This is a genomic window from Erwinia sp. AnSW2-5, assembly GCF_045107195.1.
GTDB lineage: Bacteria > Pseudomonadota > Gammaproteobacteria > Enterobacterales > Enterobacteriaceae > Erwinia.
Genome location: NZ_JBJGXA010000010.1, coordinates 64,597 through 86,715, shown reverse-complemented (window position 1 = coordinate 86,715; position 22,119 = coordinate 64,597). Strand labels below are relative to the sequence as shown.

Below are 22,119 nucleotides of genomic sequence, written 5' to 3'. Positions count from 1 at the left end.
CAATGCGAATAATTGTCTATGGTAGCCTGCGGCGTAAGCAAGGTAACAGTCACTGGATGACGAACGGGCAGTGGTTGGGCGATCACCAGATCGACGGCTACGCACTTTACAGTCTTGGTCATTACCCGGGAGTTGTGGCGGGTGAGGGGCAGGTCTATTGCGAGGTTTACCGGATTGATGCGTCAACGCTGGGCGAGCTGGATGCGCTCAGAACCAAAGGCGGTGAGTACAAGCGTGAGCTGGTAAAAACCCCTTACGGGAGCGCCTGGCTGTACGTGTACCAGCGTTCAGTGGCGAGCAGGGAACGCATTGAAAGTGGCGACTGGCTGCTGCGAGAGAGCAAAAAGTAACCCATAAAAAAACACCGCTCAGTGAGCGGTGTTTTTTTTGGCATAACGGTGAACCGTTTCGCACTCTCAGCTTACTTCTTCGCAGCACGCTCGAAGGAAGAAACGATCTCAGCTTTAGCGGCTTCAACGCCTTCCCAGCCGTCAACTTTAACCCATTTGCCTTTTTCCAGCGCTTTGTACTGCTCGAAGAAGTGGGTGATCTGGCCGCGCAGCAGTTCTGGCAGGTCGTTCACATCCTGGATGTGCTCGTACTCTTTGCTCAGTTTGCTGTGTGGAACCGCAACAACTTTGGCATCTTCGCCAGATTCGTCGGTCATTTTCAGCACACCAACCGGACGGCAGCGGATCACAGAGCCAGGCTGTAACGGATATGGAGTCGGCACCAGTACGTCAACCGGGTCGCCATCCAGAGACAGAGTGTGGTTGATGTAACCGTAGTTGCACGGATAGAACATCGCTGTCGCCATGAAACGGTCAACGAACAGTGCGCCAGTCTCTTTGTCGACTTCGTATTTGATCGGTGAGGCATTTGCCGGGATCTCGATTACGACATAGATATCATCTGGCAGGTCTTTACCCGCGGGAACCAGGTTCAAGCTCATTGTGAATTCCTTCAATCATCTTAGGTTGAGTGCCGGGTATTATAGCCAACTGACCGTGAAAGTATCCCCCATTTTAGTCTGAAAATCGGTGTGTGTTTCCCCTCGCCAGGAGAAAATAGTGCCTCTGTCGGCCGAGGATTTTTGATGTCGTCTGACTCAGCGCCATCAGACCCCCAGTTTTGTTAGAATAAAAATCTATTGAGTTGTGTTAGTGAAGATTAAAAACCTATAGATGTAAAATTATTCCGATAACAATGCTTTTTTACATTTTTCTTCTTAATCTGTTTGCACTGCTTTGGAAGCAGGTGATGGCGAAGACGTCTTAGCACGTCTCGCAAGTTACCGGTTGTTCTTATTCTTACAAGTTACCGGTTGTTTTTATTCTTAATGGATTATTGCAATGAAACTGAAAAATATCACTTTGGCAGCGGCGATGCTGACCACTTTTGGCTTGAGCACTGCAGCCATCGCTGGCACCCAGGCAATCCTGACTGTAACGGGTAGCATTACACCTCCGTCCTGCGATATCAGCTTTGACGGCGGCGGCGCACTGGACTTTGGTGAAATCAACCCGGAGCTGCTGTCTGCGGATAAATCAACCTCGCTGGGGACAAAGAGCACCAAGCTGAATGTGAGCTGTGATTCGCCAACGCTGTTTGCCCTTAAATCAACGGACGTGGCAGAAAAGGCCGGTGAAGCGCTGATTAACGGTAAAAATGCGGGCGTTAACTTTAGTCTGGGCGCCACGAACGGCGGAAAACTGATTGGTGCCTATCACATCAATACCACTGCTCCGGGAACGCAGGTAGATGGCGCAGCCGCGGCTGGTTTTGCCTATTCAGCTAATAATGCACAGACTTGGACAAAAGGTGCTGAGCACTCATGGGAGAATTCAGGTACTGAGCTTATGGCTGTTGCTAATGGCACCGATATAAAACCAATTGCTGCTAAAAATGTCAGCTTTGGTATGTCGGTAACCCCGTATATCTCACCGGCTTCAGATCTGGGCTCGACGGACGATATCACCCTGGCGGGTAATGCCACTTTCGATCTCGTTTATCTGTAATGTCACCACCCGCTGGCGTGCAAGCGCGGCGGTAGGAATGTCATCCTTTTTTTTTGCCTGATGGAACAAGCACAATGAAACTGAACAAAATCACCCTGGCAGCAGCAATGCTGACCACCCTTGGCCTGAGCACTACCGCAATGGCGGCCAGCCAGGCCTCCCTGAACGTCACTGGCACCATGAAGCCACCGTCCTGCGACATTAACTTTGACGGCGGTGCTGAGATGGACTTTGGTGAAATCAACAGCGCCAGTCTGTCTGCAGATAAATCAACTGCTCTGACCTCTAAAGCTACTAAGCTAAACGTCAGCTGTGGTGCGCCAACGCTGTTTGCGATTAAAGCCACGGATACCGCAGAGCTGGCGGGTGAAGCGCCTATTGATGGTAAAGTCGAGGCCTATAACTTCTCGCTGGGTGCGACATCAGAAGGGAAAAGCATTGGTGCATTTAGGGTGCAAACCAATAAAGATCAAAGTCTGGTCGATGGCGTTGCTGCTACCCGGGTTGTTTCTTCCTTTGACAACGGTGAGAGCTGGAGCAGTGTACCTAAAAAAATCTGGAGTAATGGTCCACAGCTGATTGCAGTAACGGCGGGTACTGCAGCGCTGCCATCGGCTGCCAAATCTGTTGTGATGGATATCGCTGTGACTCCATATATTGCTCCGCGAGCTAACCTGGGGAGTGGTGATAAAGTCACTCTGGCGGGTAATACCACCTTCGATCTTGTTTATCTCTAATACGTTCTGATTATTTCGGAGTATCGCTATGAATATATGGCGATACTCCTGTTGATTTTTTTACGGAGTGTCCATGTTAAATTTTAAATCCACATTTTGCGCCATGCTGGCGCTGTTGCTGGCATTGCCCGCAGCGGCGGTCATGAAACCTGAAACCTCAATGGTGCTTATTCAGGAAGAGGATGGCGGTGGCAGTATTAATGTTACCAACACCAGCGACAGTGAGTCATTACTGTATGTTAAGATCTATGATCTGCCGGACGATAAACAGCCACAGTTGCTGGTCACCCAGCCGGTCACCCGCGTGGCCGCCGGGCAGGTACAGCGTGTACGTTTTGTTCTGAACACCAGCGCACCGCTGACCCGCGAGCATATGAAACGCGTGATGATTGAAGGTATCCCGCCGCAGAATGGCAGCGCCAAAAACACCATCGGACTGAATATTCGTCAGGATATTCCCATTATTATTCATCCGAAGGGCCTGCCAGTGCTGGCGGATCCATGGAAGTTACTCGAATGGTCGGTGGATGGGGGGGTGCTAAACGTCGCCAACCCCAGTGCTTATGTGGTGCGTCTTGCCCAGGAAGTGACACTGCTCCCCTCCTTCAAAAAAACGAAGCTGGAGAAAACCTATATTCTTCCCGGGGAAAAAATCAAGGTCAGCGAAGCGGATGCCGCAGCGTTAAAAAATAGCAGCGAGATACAGATTACCAGTCTGTCTAAATATGGTTACCTGGTCGGCGACTTTAAATTACCATTAAGTCATAATGACTGAGTTTATATTTATTTCCTCTGGTGTTCTGCTGGTTCCTCTCCGATTTAATAATTAATTCAGTGATATGGATATATCACTGAATTAATTAGCATCACTGTGTCGCAAGGTAGCGCGGAAAAATAAAATGCGTAGTGCTGATATTGCTCTGTTAACAGCAGGGATGCTGTTTGCCGTCTCTCCGGTAGCCGCTGACTATAATAAGCAGGGCCTGATTAATCGCGGTATCGATCCGGATATTCTTAATTCGCTCGAGCCCCCGACGTTGCCTGGCCCCGCACCGGTACCTGAGCATCACGCAGCCCCGTCTGCGAAACCGGCGGTTTACAGTCTGCAAAGTCTGAAGGGACGCGGCCTGGATCCTGAGCTGTTAAAAAATCTCGATCGACAGAACAGTTTCCCTGGTGGCGACAGTGTGGTCGATATCCGCGTGAACGGTGAATTTAAAGGCGCGTTTAAAGTGCATTTTAATCCACAGGGGCAACTGTGTTTTAACGCCGCGCTGTTTTCTCAGCTCGACCTGGTGACGCCTGATGCGCTGGCCGACACTGAGGATGCGGAGTGCTATAACTGGGCGCAGCAGGCGCCGGATATTAATATTAAATATGAACCTGAAGTGCTGGCGGTCAGTCTTGCCGTGCCGCAGTCGATGCTACTGGTGGGTGGGGCTGAACTGAAAGGGGAAGAGGGCGGTAGCGCGGCGATTGTCAATTATGATTATTTTAGCGTCATGAACCGCAGCACGATGGGCAGCAGTCGCTACAGCTATTTATCTCTGCAAAGTGGCGTTAACGTCAATAACTGGCTGCTGCGCAGCCGCCAGCAATTTCAGCAAAGCGAGAGCGGTACGAGCGGCGAAATCAGTTCGATTTATGTACAACGATTTTTCCCAGCCATTAATAAAATATTTCAGCTGGGTGAGATCTCGGTCAGCAACAGCCTGTTCCAGGTCAGCGACATCAAAGGAATACAGCTGACTCCGGACCAGGGATTGATCAACAGCGCTGGCGGTTCCGGCGTTGTGGTGACCGGGATGGCCAGCACGCCGCAGGCACGGGTTGAAGTTCGACAGTACGGGATGCTGATTTACAGCACGCTGGTGCCGGCCGGGGCCTTTACGCTGGATAACGTGCCGATCAAAAACCGCAATGCTGACCTTGAAGTATCCGTCTATGAAACCGATGGTCAGGTACAGCACTTTACGGTGGCAGCCAGCCAGATGCTGGCAGATAACCTCACCCGTCCCCAGGGGTACTCACTGGCGTTGGGCAAGGTGAATGAACGCTATAACGATAATGGCGTTGCACCGATGTTGGCGACACTGACCCAGCAGTGGCAGCCCGCTTCCTGGCTTTCATTGCAGAGCGGTGTGCTGCTATCAGAGAAATATCAGTCGCTGGCGGCGGCGGCGACCATCGTGCCATTCCCACAGGCACAGCTTAACAGCCAGATGGTGGTGGCAAAAGATGACTACAACCAAATCCGCAGCAGCCAGATGTCGCTGAGTGCGAACTACCAGCTGTCGGGATCGCTGACTCTTGGGGCAGGTGTAACGAAAAGTTCGCCAGATTTTGCCTCGCTGAGTGAAGCCAGTCAGCGTCAGCCGGAGAATTTCAGCAATGCAAATACACAGTACAGCCTGTCGCTGGCCTGGTCACCCTGGAATCTGGGGACCTTTTCCTTCAGCCACAGTGAGTCCAACCGCTATGGTCAGTCGGGGAAGTATAGTTATGACATGCTGAGCTGGAACAAACGTCTGGGTAAGGTACAGATGAACGTCAGTGCCTCACGCGGTGGGGGCTATAGCGGCAGTAATCAGCAGTTGGCGGTGAACTTCAGTCTGCCGCTGGGCCGCCAGCAGTTAAGCAATTATTACCGCAGTGCCAATGGGCGCGGGCGCTATGGCAGCCAGCTCTCAGGCTCGCTCAGTGAGAACTCAGGTTATCGACTGTCAACGGACCGGGATATGGTCAGTCAGGAGCAGTCGCTCAGCGGCGGCGTGAACGCCAACCTGCATTACACCAGCATGCGAGCGGCGGCGACCCGCAACGGCAGCCGGTCGGAAAGCTACTCGCTGGGAGCCAGCGGGGGCATGGTGCTGCATGGTAATGGCCTGACGTTCTCGCCGAATGCGGTGGGGGATACTTTCGGCATTATTGAGCTGAATGAAAAAATTGCCGGGGTTGAGATCAGTACACCAGGCGGCAAAGCCTGGACCGATTTCACCGGGCGGGCTATTGCGCCCACCCTCAGCCCGTGGCGTAACAACAGCATTGATATTAATACCGAAAGTCTGCCGAAGAAAATTGATGTTGCCAACGGTCATCAGAGCGCCACGCTGGCGCGAGGAACGGTGAAAACGCTGGGCTATGCCATTATCACCACCAACCGACTCTTGCTGGAGTTGTCGCTGGCCAATGGTGAATTATTACCGCGCGGTAGCCGGATATGGGATGAGCATAAAAACTTTCTTGCCGCCGTCATTGATGATGGCGTGGTGTTTCTTTCCAGTGCACCAAAAAAAGCCACGCTGTTTGCTGATATTGCCGGCATGGATAAACGTTGTTCGTTCAGTTATGACACGACAGATCAGGAATCTGAGAATGTATTATATGAAAAAGTTACCACTAAATGCTTGTAAGTACGGTTTTTTTGTCGCGTTGGTATTGGCCCTCTGCCCGTCACTGGTAGCAGCGGAATGCAGCATTACGACCGGCTCATCGGCCATTAATTATGGCCGCGTTAATGAGCATATCATGCGCGGATCGGCTGGGAAGCAAGTTCTGGCAGCACGTGAAGTGCAGGTCAATGTTGACTGTGACGATGCGCAGGTGATGAGTCTGCGTTTTGGCAGCAGCGATCCGCAGGCATTTACCTTTGGCCGTGACGGTAAGCTGGATGTCCGTCTTTCAGGGCTGACAATGGACGGCCGGGCTATTTCGTTTCTGGACTTTACCCGCAGTGAAGAGCGCAACCGTCGCCAGCAGATGACCAGCCTGCAGCCAGGCAGCCAGATTGTCACGGCAGATGTGGGCAGGCACCTTAATTTCAAACTGACCCTGCGGCCCATCTTTAACCACGGACTGTTTTCCATTAGCGATCTACAGGAAATCAGCAGCGATATTACGGTGAGCGTTGACGACTAGTCTTGGTGAGTTCTTCTGCTTATGGCAGGGCGTCCCTTGATCACGGCAGGGTGTAGTTTGGCTTAATGTAAAACATTAGTTTTTCATGGTCATTTTTTTTCTGCACTCTCCAGATGTTCTTTTTTGTGGCGTCCTGTTTTGTCTTTAGTTGATGAGTTTATCGCTATCGGTGTTTGTTTCATTGAATGAAAATACTTCAACTTATTGTATTTGTTTTTTTTATTAATGATTTTAGTGAGTGGGGTTCTCTGGTTTTTTTCTGGAAAATATTCACTATTTTGATGTGCTAAATCATGCATTATCCAATTTGGTTAAAGATAATTCCCGTTAGTGCCGATAACTTCGTCGATTTTAAGGACCAGAATTGACCAGACTTCACACTATCGGGAAATGATCATGCTTAAGAGAATCTCAATACGTACGGGTTTATTGTCGTTACTTGCCATGATGACGCTGTTGCTTTTAGTGGTTAGCGTCATGGGTATTATCGCGATTCAAAAGGGAAATCGCTCACTGGATGTCATCAATCGCATCCAGGGCATTGAGTTGAACGCGCTGTATATGAGCAATGGCAATCTGTTGCGTACCCGCGCCACCGCTGCGCTGGCAGTGCATAAAATGGAAGTTGGCCTGCCGGATGAAGCGGCAAAAATAGCCACACGCTCCGCCAGTTACGTGGCTTTATCGCAACAGGAGCTGAAACGATTCATTGATGCCGGAACCGTGACGGAACATGGCAGAATTCTTGCGGAAGCCGTGGTGGCAGCCCATCAGGATTACCTCGTCAATGGCATCACGCCGTTGATGAATGCGCTGCAAAAACAGAATGTCGATGATTACTACAGCGTGCTGGAAGGTAATCTCTCTGATGTTGCGGGCAAATTCTCTGGCGCAGTAGCGGATTTCGGTACTTATGCTGACGAAGTCAGCGCAACGCAGATGGCTCAGGCGGCACGCAGTCAAACCATGATGACCGTTCTGATTGTGGTGAGTGGTGCGCTGACATTGCTGCTGGTGGCGCTGGCATGGGGGATCCTGCGCATGCTGTTGCTGAAGCCACTGGATCACGCCATCAGGCATCTGGAACATGTGGCGGGCGGAGACCTGACGCAAACGGCACCGGAAAGTGGTGACAATGAACTGGGCCGTTTAAATGCTGCCCTGGGAGCAATGCAGCAGTCGCTTCAGCATTCGGTAGGCCTGGTACGCGATGCCAGTTTGCAAATCGATATCGGCAGCCGCGAACTCTCCTCGGGCAACCTTAACCTCTCTCAGCGTACCGAAGAGTCGGCGGCATCACTGGAACAGACTGCCGCGAGCATGGAGCAGCTCACCGCCACGGTGAAGCAGAATGCGGATAACGCCCAGCAGGCACACCTTCTGGCTCGCGCCGTCTCTGATACCGCCGATCGCGGTGCGGAAGTGGTGTGCTACGTGATGGAAAAAATGGGGGAAATCTCCAACAGCTCACAGCGTATTGGCGACATTCTTGGTGTGATCGACGGTATCGCCTTCCAGACCAATATTCTGGCGCTGAATGCCTCTGTAGAAGCGGCGCGTGCCGGTGAGCAGGGACGCGGTTTTGCCGTTGTTGCGACGGAGGTGCGTAACCTGGCACAGCGCAGTGCGACGGCGGCGAAGGAGATCCGTACGCTGATTAGCGAGTCGCAGATCCGCGTCAACGAAGGTTCCGATATGGCGACCAAAGCCGGTGAAACTATGGATGAAATCTCAACGGAAGTGATGCGAGTGACCACGCTGATGAAAGAAATTTCCAGCGCCTCGCAGGAACAGAGTCGCGGTATTGAGCAGGTCAATCAGGCGGTGACGCAAATGGACGAAGTCGCGCAGCAGAACGCCGCGCTGGTGGAAGAAGCCGCCGCCGCCACCCAGTCGCTGGAAGAGCAGTCTCAGCAGTTAGTGCAAACAATGGCACTATTTAAGGTGGCCCAGGTGGCATAAATTGCCGGGATGATTTTTCGCTTGTTCCGCAATGACAAAGGGCGGACCTGAAAAAAGGTCCGCCCCTGGAAGTCATTACGTTTACTGCTTAGTTATCCGGGAACTCACGCAGGAAACGTTCGGTATCATCGACCATATGGTCATTGCCGACGAAGAACGGTGAACGTTCATGCAGGCTTTCTGGCACCAGATCCAGAATACGGTTTTTGCCGTCAGAGGCTTTACCACCTGCCTGTTCCGCGAGGAACGCCATCGGGTTGCACTCATACAGCAGGCGCAGCTTACCTTTCGGGTAGCTGGCAGTGCTTGGGTAGAGGTAGATCCCGCCTTTCAGCAGGTTACGGTGGAAGTCTGCCACCAGTGAACCGATGTAGCGTGAGGTATAAGGGCGTCGGGTGGCGGCATCCTCTTCCTGACAGAATTTCAGGTATTTTTTCACACCCTGCGGGAAGCGGATGTAGTTACCTTCGTTGATGGAATAGGTGTAACCCTTTTCTGGGAAGGTCATACGTTCCGCACTCAGGCAGAACACGCCCAGTGACGGGTCGTAAGTAAAGGCATGTACGCCACAGCCAGTGGTATAAACCAGCATGGTGGAAGAGCCGTAAACCACGTAACCGGCGGCAACCTGCTGGCTGCCAGGCTGCAGGAAGTCCTCTTCGGTGACCGGCGTACCCGGAGGGGTAAGACGACGGTAGATGGAGAAAATTGTTCCGACCGAAACGTTTACATCAATGTTCGAGGAGCCGTCGAGAGGATCCATCAGCACCACGTACTTGCCGTTTTCAGCGCCTTCAAAGATCACGAACTCATCTTCTTCTTCAGACGCGATACCGGCAACAATGCCACGGGCCTTCAGTGCGGCTTTTAGCTTCTCATTGGCAAACAGATCGAGCTTCATCTGCTCTTCGCCCTGAATATTTTCAGCGCCGCTGGCACCCAGAATATCGACGAGGCCAGCTTTATTAATATCGCGGTGGATGATCTTCGCGCCCAGCTTGATCGCGGAGAGCAAAGCGGTCAGTTCACCCGTTGCGTGCGGAAAGTCGTGTTGCTTCTCGACGATAAATTCGCCTAACGTTTTCATAACACAATCCCTGAATCTGCGGTTGAGTAGCAGCTTGATTCACAAACTGCCAACGTATGCGTACGCAGTTTAGCCGATTGAATGCTAAAGAACATAGGGCAAATCCGTTTCTTCCGCACGATGAGGGCGTTACACTAAGGCCGACCTTTTACGAAACGGACCTTTTATGCGTATTCATATCCTCGGTATCTGCGGCACCTTTATGGGGGGACTGGCGATGCTGGCCCGCGCGCTCGGCCATGAAGTCACCGGCTCTGATGCTAACGTTTACCCGCCAATGAGCACGTTGCTGGAAAAGCAGGGTATTGATTTAATTCAGGGTTATGATGCTTCTCAGCTCGATCCCGCACCGGACCTGGTGATCATCGGTAACGCGATGACCCGGGGAAATCCCTGTGTGGAAGCGGTACTGGAGCGCAATATTCCTTATCTCTCTGGCCCACAGTGGCTGCATGACTTTGTGCTGCGCGATCGCTGGGTGATTGCGGTAGCCGGAACCCACGGGAAAACCACCACAGCGGGCATGGCTGCGTGGATTTTACAGGCCTGCGGCTATGAACCCGGTTTTGTGATCGGTGGTGTGCCTGGAAACTTCGAGGTATCTGCGAATTTAGGAAAAAGCCCATTCTTTGTGATTGAGGCGGATGAGTACGACTGTGCGTTCTTCGACAAGCGCTCGAAGTTCGTTCATTACTGCCCGCGCACGCTGATCCTGAACAACCTCGAATTCGACCATGCGGATATTTTTGACGATCTGCGTGCCATTCAGAAGCAGTTCCACCATCTGGTCCGTATCGTGCCAGGCCAGGGGAAAATTATCCTTCCAGAACATGATGCTAACCTGAAACAGGTGATCGCGATGGGCTGCTGGAGCGAGCAGGAAACTGTGGGCGATAACGGCCGCTGGCAGGCGAAGAAACTGTCGCCAGATGCCTCGCACTGGGAAGTGCTGCTGGACGGTGAGCGTGTGGCGGAAGTGAACTGGTCGCTGGTGGGTGAGCACAACATGCATAACGGCATGATGGCGATTGCTGCGGCACGTCATGTTGGTGTGAAACCGGAAGATGCGGGCCGTGCGCTGAACGACTTTATCAACGCGCGTCGTCGTCTGGAGCTGCGTGGGGAGAGTAACGGCATCAAGGTTTACGATGACTTTGCCCATCACCCAACGGCAATCCTCGCGACGCTGGCAGCGCTGCGCGGAAAAGTCGGTGGTACTGCGCGCATTCTGGCTGTGCTGGAGCCCCGTTCGAATACCATGAAAATGGGTATCAGTAAGGACGATTTAGCCCCGGCGCTGGGGCGCGCTGATGAAGTGTTCCTGTATCAACCGCACCACATTCCGTGGCAGGTCGCTGAAGTAGCAGAGGCCTGCATTCAGCCAGCACAGTGGAGCGCCGATCTCGATACGCTGATAGAAATGATCGCTAAAAAAGCCCAGCCGGGCGATACCATCCTGGTGATGAGTAATGGTGGTTTTGGTGGGATCCATCAGAAATTGCTAGAGCGGTTGGCGTAATCTGCAGCAGGGGCCGATCGAAACAACGGATCGGCCCCTACAGTCATCCTTACGACGCTTCGGCCAGCTCACGCAGATACTGGAAAATCTGGCGGTAAGCTTTCGGCGGTTTGTTGGTCGCTTTCTCTTTCTGCGCGTTACGGATCATCGCACGCAGCTGCTGGCGGTCGGCATGAGGATAGAGGTTCAGCACCTCTGGCACGGCATCATCACCTTGCTCCACCAGACGGTCACGCAGCACTTCCAGCTTGTGGAACAGCGCAACCTGCTGGTTGTGGCGGTTCTTCAGCTTATCCAGTGCAGTACGGATCGGCTCTTCATCGCGTGAACGCAGCATTTTACCGATCAGCTGCATCTGGCGGCGGCGGCCTTCCTTCTTGATCTTCTGCGCCAGTTCAATGGCGGCACGCAGATCTTCATCCAGTGGGATTTTGTCCAGGGAGTTTTTCCCCAGTTCCACCAGTTCAGCACCAAGGCGTTTTAGCTCCTCGGCATCACGTTTAATCTCACTTTTACTGACCCAGATAATCTCATCATCTTCTTCTTCTTCGTTATCGGGTACATCATCGAGCCAGTCGTCGGGCTGCTTGGTCATTGGTACGGCTCCTGAAAAAGAGGCTAATGCTATCAGGTTACGAGGCTACTGCGAAATTGTTCTCTGAGTCTGTTAGACTGAAATGAAGCCTTATCCCCCTGGTGTGGTTTCGCCAGCGCGGTAAGCCACCGAAAAATCGCACTATTAATTATATGGCAGGTCGATGAAATTACTCTCCCAAGTTGCAGAACAGCGTAAAATCCTGGAACAGGCGATAGCGACAGCACTCGAACTGGCAAAGGCCAGCAGCGACGGAGCAGAAGTCGCGGTAACCAAAACCACCGGCATCAGCGTGAGTACGCGCTATGGCGAAGTGGAAAATGTTGAATTCAACAGCGATGGTGCGCTTGGCATCACCGTTTATCATCAGAATCGTAAAGGCAGTGCCTCTTCAACCGACCTCAGCCCGGACGCGATAAAGCGCACCGTGCAGGCCGCGCTGGATATTGCCCGCTACACCTCTCCCGACCCTTATGCGGGCGTGGCCGATCGTGAGCTGCTGGCGTTTGATGCGCCGGATCTCGACCTGTTTCACCCGGCGGAGATCGACGCCGACCGCGCTATCGAACTGGCGGCTCGCGCCGAGCAGGCTGCACTGAAAGTGGATAAACGTATTACCAACACCGAAGGCGGCAGTTTTAACAGCCACGTCGGGATTAAAGTGTTCGGTAACAGCCACGGGATGCTGCAAGGCTATTGTTCCAGCCGCCACTCGCTTTCCAGCTGTGTGATCGCGGAAGAAAACGGGGATATGGAACGCGATTACGCTTACACCATTGGTCGTGCCATTGAAGACCTGAAGTCACCGGAAGCCGTGGGCGAAGAGTGCGCCCGTCGTACCCTGTCACGTCTTTCTCCGCGCAAGCTGTCGACCATGAAAGCGCCGGTGATGTTTGCTGCTGAAGTCGCGACGGGCTTATTCGGCCACCTGGTGGGCGCCATCAGCGGCGGCAGTGTTTACCGGAAATCGACGTTCCTGCTTGATTCACTGGGCCAGCAAATCCTGCCGGAGTGGCTGACCATTGAAGAGCATCCGCATCTGCTGAAAGGACTGGCTTCTACGCCGTTCGACAGTGAAGGCATCCGTACCCAGCGCCGCGACATCATCAAAGAGGGCGTGTTGCAGAACTGGCTGCTGACCAGTTACTCCGCGCGCAAACTGGGGTTGCAAAGCACCGGACATGCCGGAGGCATTCATAACTGGCGCATCGCCGGACAAGGCCACAGCTTTGACGCGATGCTCAAACAGCTTGGCACCGGGCTGCTGGTGACCGAATTGATGGGCCAGGGCGTGAGCGGTATCACCGGGGATTACTCGCGGGGCGCATCGGGCTTCTGGGTGGAAAACGGCGTGATCCAGTATCCGGTTAGTGAAATTACCATTGCCGGTAACCTGAAAGAGATGTGGCGCAATATGGTCAGCATCGGCAGCGACATTGAAACGCGCAGTAATATCCAGTGCGGATCCGTTCTGTTACCAGAAATGAAGATTGCCGGGCAGTAATTTACAGATTTACGCGTATGCTGAAAAGGTGGCTGTGAACACAGCCGCCTTTTTTAAGGCCCGAATGATACCCATTTATAAAAATAGGATCTGATATGCGTAAGTTATTGATTGCAATGTTGAGTACGACCCTGATGTTAAGTGCCTCCGTGATGGCACAGGACCTGGCAGGCGATATGGATATCCTGAAAGGTGCTTATCGCACGGTGCAGAAGACCAACGATAAGGCGGAAATGGTCAGAGCCTTAACCGATATGCGTGCCGCCGCTGAGAATGCGAAAACCCAGGCGCCGGATCAGTTAAAAGGCCAGGCGGCCGACAGTGCCGGAATGAAAGATTACCGTGCAGAGCTGGATACGCTGGTTGGCCAGATTGATGCCAGCCTGAAGCTGGCAACAAGCGGTGATTTGGCAGGTGCAAAGGAAGAGGCGAAGAACTTCTCCGCTACCCGAGATGCCGGTCATAAGAAGTTTCGCTAAAGACGCAACCCTGAGCGGCACCGTTTCAGGTTCAATCTGAGGGGCGATAGATAACACCATCGCCTTTTTTCGTAAAATCACTGAGTACAACATGGTAGGTAATGAGAATATCTCGCGATTTTTTATTGTTCGGAATCTTTATCTGACTTCCCTTGTGCGGGAGATAAATGCGAGAGTTTTCACCATAAAAAGTGATCTATAATATTTCCGATTATTAATACCCTCTAATAATTGAGTTGAAAAAATTGGTAAACCCGCGAATCCCGGTAACATAAAAGGTTATGTGGCCGGGATGAGCAGGCGCTACCATTTAAATCCCCAGCCTGCTTTTACATCATAAGTTTTACTTCTATTTCTGCGATTATTGAAATGTTTTACCCCTCATATATCCCTTCCCATGCGCTTAATAAGCAAATAACGCTGTATTTTTGCAATTAATATCTCAGTTTAATGGTTTTTCTGCACGGATTAACGTTTTTTGCGACATCAGTCTGGTGCCATCCGTTTATTTCCGCTTCGATGTGGAAAAAGTCGTTCTACACAGAAAGGTAACGTGGAGGTAATTTATTCTCATCGTTAATTAAGAGGGGACGAACGTGAGTAATGGAATAGTGCCAATGAGCGCGGTAACCGAACAGGATAATGACATTCAGTCTCTGGCTGCACAGGTGATGACACAAATCACCGACATGTTTGCCGCCCGAAATATTCAACCTAACCCTGTTCAGCAGCAAATGCTTACCTCCCATGTGCGCGCAATGGCGCTGCGTTCTCTGACCGGAGAAACGCTGCCAGAAGTAGAAGAAGAACTGTTTGAGGATATTTCACCTGAGTCGATGACGCTGGCGCAGCAGGTGGTTGATTTGTTCGGCAACCTGCCAAAAGAAGAAGCCTGGTTGCTCTCCGTTCATTTCGAAGTAGCCAAAGAAAACGAATAAACCTGGGTCGGGCATGCCCGACCCCTACGACAATCCGTAGGGGCGGGGCATGCCCCGCCCGATACCATTAATAAGGAACACAGCATGTCTCAAATTATCGTAGTGATTGGCGACCGTTTAGGTAAAGGCCAGAAAGTGGCCGCCGGGATCGAAAAAGCCGGTGGTAAAGCGATTGTTGTGCCGGGCGTGGCGGCAGATATGAAACTGGGTGATGTGATGAAGGCGGAAAACGCTACCTTCGGCATCTCCTTCTGTGGCAGCGGCGGCGCGGGTGCCATCACCGCCCAGAACAAATACGGCTACAAAGCCAAACACGGTATGCGCTCCATTGATGAAGGTGTGACTGCCATCAATGAAGGTGCCACGGTACTCGGCTTCGGCTTTATGGATAAAGAAGAGCTGGGTGAGCGTCTGGTGCTGGCGTGGCAGAAGAAGCACGGCTGATGAAAGAACAATTCACCACCACAGTGAACGTTAGCGGTAAGGGTGACAGCAAAGGCAAAGCCTTTGCTGATGCCCTGAGCCGGGTACAAAACACGATACTGAAGTCCACCAGCAAAATTCTTCTGCGCATTGAGCCGGTGGATGTCAAGGTGTTGCGGGCCGGGGTGCGCGTCAAAACGGAAAAGTTTCTGTTCTTCTTTCTGGCGCGTGAACGGCGACTCTACAGCGTCGATCTGGCGATCACCGTTAACGTCGTGGTGGTGGACACAGACAACGTGGATTTCACCGTTTCCCACTAAAAAAAACATCAGGGCGCATACCTTCACGCGTTCAGCTGCGGCAGTCTCTCTGCCGCCTGAAACGGAGAGGTCATAACAAAAGGAAAGACCGATGTTCCTCATTATCTTATTTAAATCATTGATTATTGGCGGCCTTGTCGGTGTCGGTGTCGGCGCAGGAGCGGCACGCATGTTCCATGCTCCTACCACCCAGGGCATGGGCGCTTTTCGTACATTGGGCGAACTGAATTCCTGTGAGGGCGATCCGGCCTCTCACTTCTCTTTCGGTCTGGGCTTCTTCTTTAACGCCTGGGCATCGTCTGTGGCGGCGGGTTCTTTTACCCAGGACGTTGACCACCGCATTATCCCTAACTGGGGTGCGGCGGCACTGATGGTTAAAAACCGCAACGTGGCAGACACCCTGCACAACCCGAAAAAGATGGCGATTGCCTGCGGCATCATCGGCATGATCGTGGTGGCGTTCCTGAACTCCACGGCGTCAGCGGTACCGGCAGCCTTACAGGTTACGGCGGTGAAAGTGCTGGTGCCTGCGGCCAACCTGCTGGTCAATACCGTGATGCCGGTGATCTTCTGGCTGGCTGCGATTGATGCCGGTAAAAAATCGGGTTTCTGGGCCACCATTTTTGGCGGGCTGGCGCAGCTGATCATGGGGAACGCCGTACCGGGCCTGGTACTGGGCATCCTGATTGGTAAAGGGGTTGAAGAGGCAGGCTGGAACCGTGTGACCAAAGTGATGATGATTGCCATCGTCCTGCTGTTCGTTCTTAGCGGCTTCTTCCGTGGCTTTGATATGAAGCTGCTGGAGTCCTTCCATCTGGGCGTGCCTGGCTGGCTGGATATGATCCACAACTCCCTGAGCGGCAAATAAGAGGACGATGGTAATGGAAAATACAAAAAGTGGTTTCTGGTATGCCGACTGGTCGTTCCCGATCTTTGTCGGGCTGCTCTCTTCCGGTGTATTCGCCGGTACGCATATGTATTACGTCTACGGGCTGGGGGCTTTCAACGAAGTGGCCTTCGTCTCCATGCTGCGTGCGGGAATGGAAACGGGCGTGTACGGCGCAGTCGCGGCCTTCGGTGCCAGCTTCCTGTTTGCGCGCATCATTGAAGGATCGCTGGTCGGGATCCTCGATATCGGTGGGGCGATCCAGACCGGGATCGGTCTGGGTGTGCCTGCACTGCTGTTGGGAGCTGGGTTTATCTTCCCTGTGGCGAACTTTGCCGCCTCGCTGGTGACCGGCCTGGCGCTGGGCCTGGCGGTGGGATATCTGATTATTCTCGCGCGTAAATTCACCATCAACAACAGCGACTCGACCTACGGTGCCGACGTGATGATGGGGGCAGGGAATACCTCCGGCCGCTTCCTCGGTCCATTGATTATCCTGTCTGCGATGGCGGCATCGATTCCCATCGGGCTGGGTGCGCTGGCGGGGTCGCTGCTGTTCTACCTGTGGAACAAGCCGATTACCGGTGGCGCGATCCTGGGGGCGATGGCGCTGGGTGCGATCTTCCCGGTTGCGCTGTAACTAACCTGCGTGGCGGCCTGATGTCGCCACGCTGAGGAGCCTGCAATGTTTGATCTGATTATCCGGCGGGGCCGTCTCAGCGACGGTACTCTCAGCGATGTCGCCATCAATGACGGAAAAATTGCGGCGACAGGCCTGGTCGAGGGCCCGGCAATGCGCGAGTGGGACCTGGCCGGACGTTACTGGCTGAGCGCAGGCTGGATTGACTCGCACGTTCACTGCTACCCGAAATCCCCGATTTACCATGATGAAGCCGACCGCATTGGTGTGGACACGGGCGTCACAACAGTGGTGGATGCGGGCAGTACCGGTGCTGACGATATTGATGATTTCTATCAGCTCACCCGCAGCGCCAGCACCCGCGTCTATGCGCTGCTCAACATCGCCCGCAGTGGCATTTTGACGCAGAATGAACTGGCGGATATGGCACGCATTGACGGGCCTGCGGTACGCGCAGCGGTGCAGCGTTTACCGGGCTTTATCCTCGGCTTGAAAGCCCGTATCAGCAGCAGCGTGGTGGAACAAAACGGTATCAAGCCGCTGGAGCGTGCCAAAGCGATGCAGCAGGAAAACGGCAAACTGCCGTTGATGGTGCACATCGGTAACAACCCGCCGAATCTTGATGATATCGCCGATTTGTTGACCTCCGGCGACATGATTACTCACTGCTATAACGGCAAACCGAACCGCATCCTCACGGCGGAAGGGCAGCTTCGCGCATCGATCACCCGCGCGTTGCAGCGCGGTGTGCGGCTGGATGTCGGGCATGGCTCTGCCAGCTTCAGTTTTGAAGTGGCACAGGCCGCCATCGCCCAGGGCATTTTACCGCATACCATCAGCTCGGATATCTACTGCCGCAACCGTCTCAATGGCCCGGTGTATACCCTGGCGCATGTGATGTCCAAATTCTTAAACATCGGTATGACGCTGACGCAGGTGATTGATTGCGTGACCCGCCATGCCGCTGATGGGCTGCGGCTCGCGGGTAAAGGGCGCCTTGTGCCGGGACAGGATGCTGATCTGACTGTCTTTGAGGTGAAACAGGAAACCTGCCTGTTCAGTGATTCTGATGGACAAACGCTGTCTGGCGAAACACACCTGGTGCCGCTGGTTGCTGTGGTGGGCGGACAGGCATTCGTGACTAACGAAGGGAAAAAACGTGATGACTTCAGTATATGAAAAATATGGCTTAAAGCAGGTGATTAACGCCTCGGGCCGCATGACCATTCTTGGTGTGTCGACCCCGAGCGCGGATGTGGTGGAGACGGTGAATGATGGTCTGAATCACTACTTTGAAATGAAAGACCTGGTTAACAAAACCGGCGCTTATATTGCCGGACTGTTGGGCTGTGAAGCGGCGGTGGTGGTCTCCTGCGCATCGGCAGGGATCGCGCAGTCTGTGGCGGCGGTGATCGTCAAAGATAACGACTGGCTGCTGGAAAACCTCCATGCCGCACCGCTGAGCGTGCCACACGATATCGTGTTGCCAAAGGGCCACAACGTGAACTTTGGCGCGCCCGTCGGCACGATGGTCACGCTGGGAGGCGGGCGCCTTGTGGAAGCAGGCTACGCCAACGAATGTTCACCTGAACAGCTCTCGGCGGCCATCACGCCGCAAACGGCAGCCATTCTCTACATCAAATCGCACCACAGCGTGCAGAAAAGCCATCTCAGCGTCGAGCAGGCGGCAGTGGTCGCCCGGAAACACGGCGTACCGCTGATTGTGGATGCCGCTGCCGAAGAAGATTTGCAGATCTATTACGCGCTGGGGGCGGACCTGGTGATCTACAGCGGTGCCAAAGCCATTGAAGGACCCACCAGCGGGCTGGTCACCGGAAAAATGCAGTACGTCGAATGGGTAAAACGTCAGTCGCAGGGCATTGGTCGGGCGATGAAAGTCGGCAAAGAGGGCATTCTTGGGCTGACTCAGGCGATTGAAAACTTCCAGCGTCTGGAGAAGGTAACAGGAACGCAGATGGTGGAAAAAATGACGCCATTTATCGACAACCTGAACCAGCTGTCCGGCATTCAGGCTCGCGTGGTGTGGGATGCGGCCGGGCGCGATATCGCCCGTGCTGAGATCCATTTTGACGAAGCGACCATTGGCCGTACGACGGGGGAAGTGGTTCAGGCGCTCAAAACCGGCGATATCGCCATCTATTTCCGTGGCTATAAAGCCAACGAAGGGATTGTTGAAGTGGACGTGCGCAGCGTGTCTGCGGATCAGCTGCACACCATTTTTATCTGTATTCAGACGTTGTTAACCAGGGAGAAACACGCATGACGCTGATACCAAAATTTTACCGTGACCGGGTATGCCTGAATGTCCTGGCCGGATCAAAACAGAACGCCCGTGATATCTGGCTGGCGGCCGAAGGCCACGTTCTGGTGGGCGTGCTGTCTAAAAACTATCTCGATGTGGCGACCGCCGTGGCGGACATGCGTGAGTACGCCGCGCTGATTGATAACGCGCTGTCCGTTGGGCTGGGCGCGGGCGATCCGAACCAGTCGCTGATGGTGAGTGCCATCTCCGCTGAGGTGCAGCCACAGCATGTTAATCAAGTCTTTACCGGTGTAGGCACCAGCCGCGCGTTGCTGGGGCAGTCGCAGACCGTGGTGAACGGGCTGGTGTCGCCAACCGGCCAGCCGGGAAAAGTGAAGATCTCGACCGGACCACAAAGTTCAAAGGCGGCAGACGGTATTGTGCCGGTAGCCACCGCGATTGCGATGCTGAAGGATATGGGCGGAAGCTCAGTGAAGTATTTCCCGATGGGTGGACTGAAGGCTATCGACGAGTTTACAGCGGTGGCAAAAGCCTGTGCAGAGCAGGATTTCTGGCTGGAACCGACGGGCGGTATCGATCTGGATAACTATGAGACGATTATGCGCATCGCGCTGGAAGCGGGCGTCAGCAAAATCATTCCGCATATCTACAGCTCCATTATTGACAGTGCCACCGGATTGACCCGCCCGGAAGATGTGGCAACGTTACTGGCATTAACCAAAAAGTTAGTGGGTTAATCTCGTCCCTGCACCCCGGACTATCCGGGGTGTGCTATTTTTTCTTCGCAAAATAAGTTAGTTTTCCTTTTGGTCAACAGCTTAAAAGTGGTGCCCCCGTGAGATTCCCTAACCAACGACTGGCTCAGTTGTTTGATTTACTGCAAAACGAAACGCTGCCGCAGGATGAGCTGGCGCGACGTTTCGCTGTCTCGACGCGCACGGTGCGTACCGATATCAATGTCCTCAATGAACTGCTGGCCGATCACGGTGCCAGCCTGGTGCTGAATCGCGGTGCGGGCTACCAGCTGAAAATTGAGGACCTGCCGCGTTATACCGCGTTGCTACAGCAATCACCTTCTCATTTGCGCGTCCCACGCACCTCACCGGAACGCGTGCACTACCTGCTCACCCGTTTTCTCACCTCGGCGTTTTCCCTGAAGCTGGAAGACCTGGCAGATGAGTGGTTTGTCAGCCGCACCACGCTGCAAAGTGATATGGCTGAAGTCAGAGAATGGCTGGGGCGCTATCAGCTGGCGATTGAAACCAAGCCCCGCTACGGCATGAAGCTGTTCGGGACGGAAGTGGCGATGCGCACCTGCCTCACGGACCTGCTGTATCAGATTGCCCAGGAGGACATCGACAGCCCGTTATTAAGGCTGGAGGCGTTGAACAGCGGCACGCTGGATACCCTGCAACCGCTGTTGCAACAGTGCCTGTCGCGCTTTACGATCCGGCTGACCGATGAGGGGGAGTTTTATCTTCGCCTTTACTGTGCCGTGGCGGTGCGTCGTATTAGCGAAGGCTACCCGCTGACCGATTTCTCTGCGGAAGATGTGGATGACGACGTGCGTGATGCGGCGCGCCATATCGTGAATCTGATGAGACCGATGACGGGTAAAGCGATCTCCCCTGCGGAAGAGGCCTATTTACGTGTGAATATCGCCGCCCGCCGGGTTGAGGACAGCGTTGCCAGCGTGATCAGCCCGGATGACGGTGACTCGCTGGTGGACTACATCCTGAGTTACATTAACACCCATTACAATTTTAACCTGCAAAACGATCCGCAGCTCCATGCCGATCTACTGACGCACATAAAAACGATGATCACCCGGGTGCGTTACCAGATCCAGATCCCTAACCCGTTGTTGTCGAATATTAAACAGCACTATCCGATGGCCTGGGATGTGACGCTGGCAGCAGTCTCCAGCTGGGGGAAATACTCGCCGTACACCATCAGTGAAAATGAGATCGGTTTCCTGGTACTGCATATTGGCGTCGGGCTGGAGCGCCACTACAACGTGGGCTATCAGCGTCATCCGCAGATCCTGTTGGTGTGTGATACCGGCAATTCTACCGTGCGTATGATCGAAGCCATGCTGCTGCGGAAATATCCGCAGATCGTCGTGAGTGACACTATCTCGCTACGAGAATACGAACGGAAAGAGAGCGTAGAGGAGGACTTTGTGATCTCCACTGTACGCCTTAGCGATAAAGATAAGCCGGTAGTGGTGATGTCACCGTTCCCTACTGACTATCAGCTTGAGCAGATCGGCAAACTGGTGCTGCTCGATCGCACCCGGCCTTACATGCTGGAGCGCTTCTTTGATGCCAGCCACTTCCTGATTCTCGACCGCCCGATGGATCGTTCTGAGTTGTTCCGTCAGTTATGCGATCGGCTGGAAGAAGAAGGGAGGGTGGATGAGACGTTTTACCCATCGGTGGAAGAGCGTGAGGCGATTGTCAGCACTATGCTGGGGGAAGGGATTGCGTTGCCGCACTCGCTTGGCTTACTGGCAAAGAAAACCTGCGTTTACACCGTGCTGGCACCTGAGGGCATTGCCTGGGGTGATGAAACCGCCTATGTGATTTTCCTGCTGGCGATCAGCAAAACAGAGTATGAAGAGGCGATGGCCATTTACGACCTGTTTGTCACCTTTATGCGTGAGCGGGCAATGACGCGACTGCGGGATAGCAAAGACTTTGCCAGTTTTAAAGCGGTAGCAATGGATTGTTTAAGCAGGTTGTAATGCGGTGGCAGCGGGTCGGGCATGCCCGACCCCTACGGATATCTGAACGTATTGCGGTTTTTG

22 protein-coding genes are annotated in these 22,119 nt (G+C 53.5%); 19 read left to right on the top strand and 3 right to left on the bottom strand.

What is annotated here, in order from left to right; translation table 11 throughout:
• Window positions 1-2 precede the first annotated feature (2 nt).
• Window positions 3-350: a gamma-glutamylcyclotransferase gene (locus tag ACFL9S_RS08705; RefSeq protein WP_405261455.1), complete on the top strand. Its 348-nt coding sequence runs from the start codon at window positions 3-5 to the stop codon at window positions 348-350.
• Between the two features lie 71 nt (window positions 351-421).
• Here the strand turns inward: ACFL9S_RS08705 and ppa are convergent, their stop codons facing one another.
• Window positions 422-952, bottom strand: a complete 531-nt coding sequence (ppa, locus tag ACFL9S_RS08700; protein WP_133842529.1) for an inorganic diphosphatase — start codon at window positions 950-952, stop codon at window positions 422-424.
• A 400-nt stretch (window positions 953-1,352) separates the two neighbouring features.
• Here ppa and ACFL9S_RS08695 point away from each other — a divergent pair, with 400 nt between their 5' ends.
• The 6 genes from ACFL9S_RS08695 (at window position 1,353) to ACFL9S_RS08670 (ending at window position 8,635) form a co-directional block, all read left to right on the top strand.
• On the top strand, window positions 1,353-2,018 hold the full coding sequence (locus ACFL9S_RS08695) for a DUF1120 domain-containing protein (RefSeq protein WP_405261454.1): 666 nt from the start codon (window positions 1,353-1,355) through the stop codon (window positions 2,016-2,018).
• A 74-nt stretch (window positions 2,019-2,092) separates the two neighbouring features.
• On the top strand, window positions 2,093-2,755 hold the full coding sequence (locus ACFL9S_RS08690) for a DUF1120 domain-containing protein (protein ID WP_405261453.1): 663 nt from the start codon (window positions 2,093-2,095) through the stop codon (window positions 2,753-2,755).
• Window positions 2,756-2,828: 73 nt separating this feature from the next.
• Window positions 2,829-3,530 (top strand): fimbria/pilus chaperone family protein, encoded by a 702-nt coding sequence (locus ACFL9S_RS08685; RefSeq protein WP_405261452.1) that lies wholly within the window; start codon window positions 2,829-2,831, stop codon window positions 3,528-3,530.
• Window positions 3,531-3,654: 124 nt separating this feature from the next.
• Window positions 3,655-6,168 carry a fimbria/pilus outer membrane usher protein gene (locus ACFL9S_RS08680; RefSeq protein WP_405261450.1) on the top strand — a complete coding sequence of 838 codons (2,514 nt, stop codon included), beginning with the start codon at window positions 3,655-3,657 and terminating at the stop codon, window positions 6,166-6,168.
• A 115-nt stretch (window positions 6,169-6,283) separates the two neighbouring features.
• Window positions 6,284-6,673: a hypothetical protein gene (locus ACFL9S_RS08675; protein ID WP_405261449.1), complete on the top strand. Its 390-nt coding sequence runs from the start codon at window positions 6,284-6,286 to the stop codon at window positions 6,671-6,673.
• 396 nt (window positions 6,674-7,069) lie between these two features.
• Window positions 7,070-8,635, top strand: a complete 1,566-nt coding sequence (locus tag ACFL9S_RS08670; RefSeq protein ID WP_405261447.1) for a methyl-accepting chemotaxis protein — start codon at window positions 7,070-7,072, stop codon at window positions 8,633-8,635.
• An 88-nt stretch (window positions 8,636-8,723) separates the two neighbouring features.
• Here ACFL9S_RS08670 and fbp read toward each other — a convergent pair whose 3' ends face one another.
• Window positions 8,724-9,722: a class 1 fructose-bisphosphatase gene (gene fbp / locus ACFL9S_RS08665; RefSeq protein ID WP_405261446.1), complete on the bottom strand. Its 999-nt coding sequence runs from the start codon at window positions 9,720-9,722 to the stop codon at window positions 8,724-8,726.
• Between the two features lie 166 nt (window positions 9,723-9,888).
• Here fbp and mpl point away from each other — a divergent pair, with 166 nt between their 5' ends.
• Window positions 9,889-11,241, top strand: coding sequence for a UDP-N-acetylmuramate:L-alanyl-gamma-D-glutamyl-meso-diaminopimelate ligase (gene mpl, locus ACFL9S_RS08660; protein WP_405261445.1), 1,353 nt, complete (start codon window positions 9,889-9,891; stop codon window positions 11,239-11,241).
• A 49-nt stretch (window positions 11,242-11,290) separates the two neighbouring features.
• On the opposite strand, the gene yjgA is transcribed toward mpl, so the two are convergent.
• Entirely contained in the window at window positions 11,291-11,836 is a 546-nt protein-coding gene (gene yjgA, locus ACFL9S_RS08655; protein WP_133842523.1) for a ribosome biogenesis factor YjgA, read from the bottom strand.
• Between the two features lie 163 nt (window positions 11,837-11,999).
• Here yjgA and pmbA point away from each other — a divergent pair, with 163 nt between their 5' ends.
• From pmbA to ACFL9S_RS08600, 11 genes are all read left to right on the top strand, one after another.
• Complete coding sequence (pmbA, locus tag ACFL9S_RS08650; RefSeq protein WP_405261444.1) at window positions 12,000-13,340, top strand: metalloprotease PmbA; 1,341 nt, start codon at window positions 12,000-12,002, stop codon at window positions 13,338-13,340.
• A gap of 95 nt (window positions 13,341-13,435) precedes the next feature.
• Window positions 13,436-13,819, top strand: coding sequence for a cytochrome b562 (cybC, locus tag ACFL9S_RS08645; protein WP_405261443.1), 384 nt, complete (start codon window positions 13,436-13,438; stop codon window positions 13,817-13,819).
• Between the two features lie 617 nt (window positions 13,820-14,436).
• On the top strand, window positions 14,437-14,757 hold the full coding sequence (locus ACFL9S_RS08640) for a glycine dehydrogenase (protein WP_405261442.1): 321 nt from the start codon (window positions 14,437-14,439) through the stop codon (window positions 14,755-14,757).
• A gap of 84 nt (window positions 14,758-14,841) precedes the next feature.
• The gene (locus ACFL9S_RS08635; RefSeq protein WP_133842519.1) at window positions 14,842-15,201 is read left to right on the top strand and encodes an SFCGS family glycine-rich protein; all 360 of its coding nucleotides are present in this window, start codon (window positions 14,842-14,844) and stop codon (window positions 15,199-15,201) included.
• Window positions 15,201-15,500, top strand: coding sequence for a DUF4312 family protein (locus tag ACFL9S_RS08630; protein WP_405261441.1), 300 nt, complete (start codon window positions 15,201-15,203; stop codon window positions 15,498-15,500). The genes ACFL9S_RS08635 and ACFL9S_RS08630 overlap by 1 nt, the downstream gene beginning before the upstream one ends.
• Before the next feature lie 91 nt (window positions 15,501-15,591).
• Window positions 15,592-16,368, top strand: coding sequence for a DUF4311 domain-containing protein (locus ACFL9S_RS08625; RefSeq protein ID WP_405261440.1), 777 nt, complete (start codon window positions 15,592-15,594; stop codon window positions 16,366-16,368).
• Between the two features lie 7 nt (window positions 16,369-16,375).
• Window positions 16,376-17,026 (top strand): DUF4310 family protein, encoded by a 651-nt coding sequence (locus ACFL9S_RS08620; protein ID WP_405261439.1) that lies wholly within the window; start codon window positions 16,376-16,378, stop codon window positions 17,024-17,026.
• 45 nt (window positions 17,027-17,071) lie between these two features.
• Entirely contained in the window at window positions 17,072-18,205 is a 1,134-nt protein-coding gene (locus ACFL9S_RS08615) for an amidohydrolase/deacetylase family metallohydrolase (RefSeq protein WP_405261438.1), read from the top strand.
• Window positions 18,189-19,310 (top strand): DgaE family pyridoxal phosphate-dependent ammonia lyase, encoded by a 1,122-nt coding sequence (locus ACFL9S_RS08610; RefSeq protein WP_405261594.1) that lies wholly within the window; start codon window positions 18,189-18,191, stop codon window positions 19,308-19,310. The genes ACFL9S_RS08615 and ACFL9S_RS08610 overlap by 17 nt, the downstream gene beginning before the upstream one ends.
• The gene (locus tag ACFL9S_RS08605; RefSeq protein ID WP_405261437.1) at window positions 19,307-20,047 is read left to right on the top strand and encodes a KDGP aldolase family protein; all 741 of its coding nucleotides are present in this window, start codon (window positions 19,307-19,309) and stop codon (window positions 20,045-20,047) included. The genes ACFL9S_RS08610 and ACFL9S_RS08605 overlap by 4 nt, the downstream gene beginning before the upstream one ends.
• Before the next feature lie 98 nt (window positions 20,048-20,145).
• On the top strand, window positions 20,146-22,056 hold the full coding sequence (locus ACFL9S_RS08600) for a BglG family transcription antiterminator (RefSeq protein WP_405261435.1): 1,911 nt from the start codon (window positions 20,146-20,148) through the stop codon (window positions 22,054-22,056).
• The last annotated feature ends 63 nt before the right edge of the window (window positions 22,057-22,119 follow it).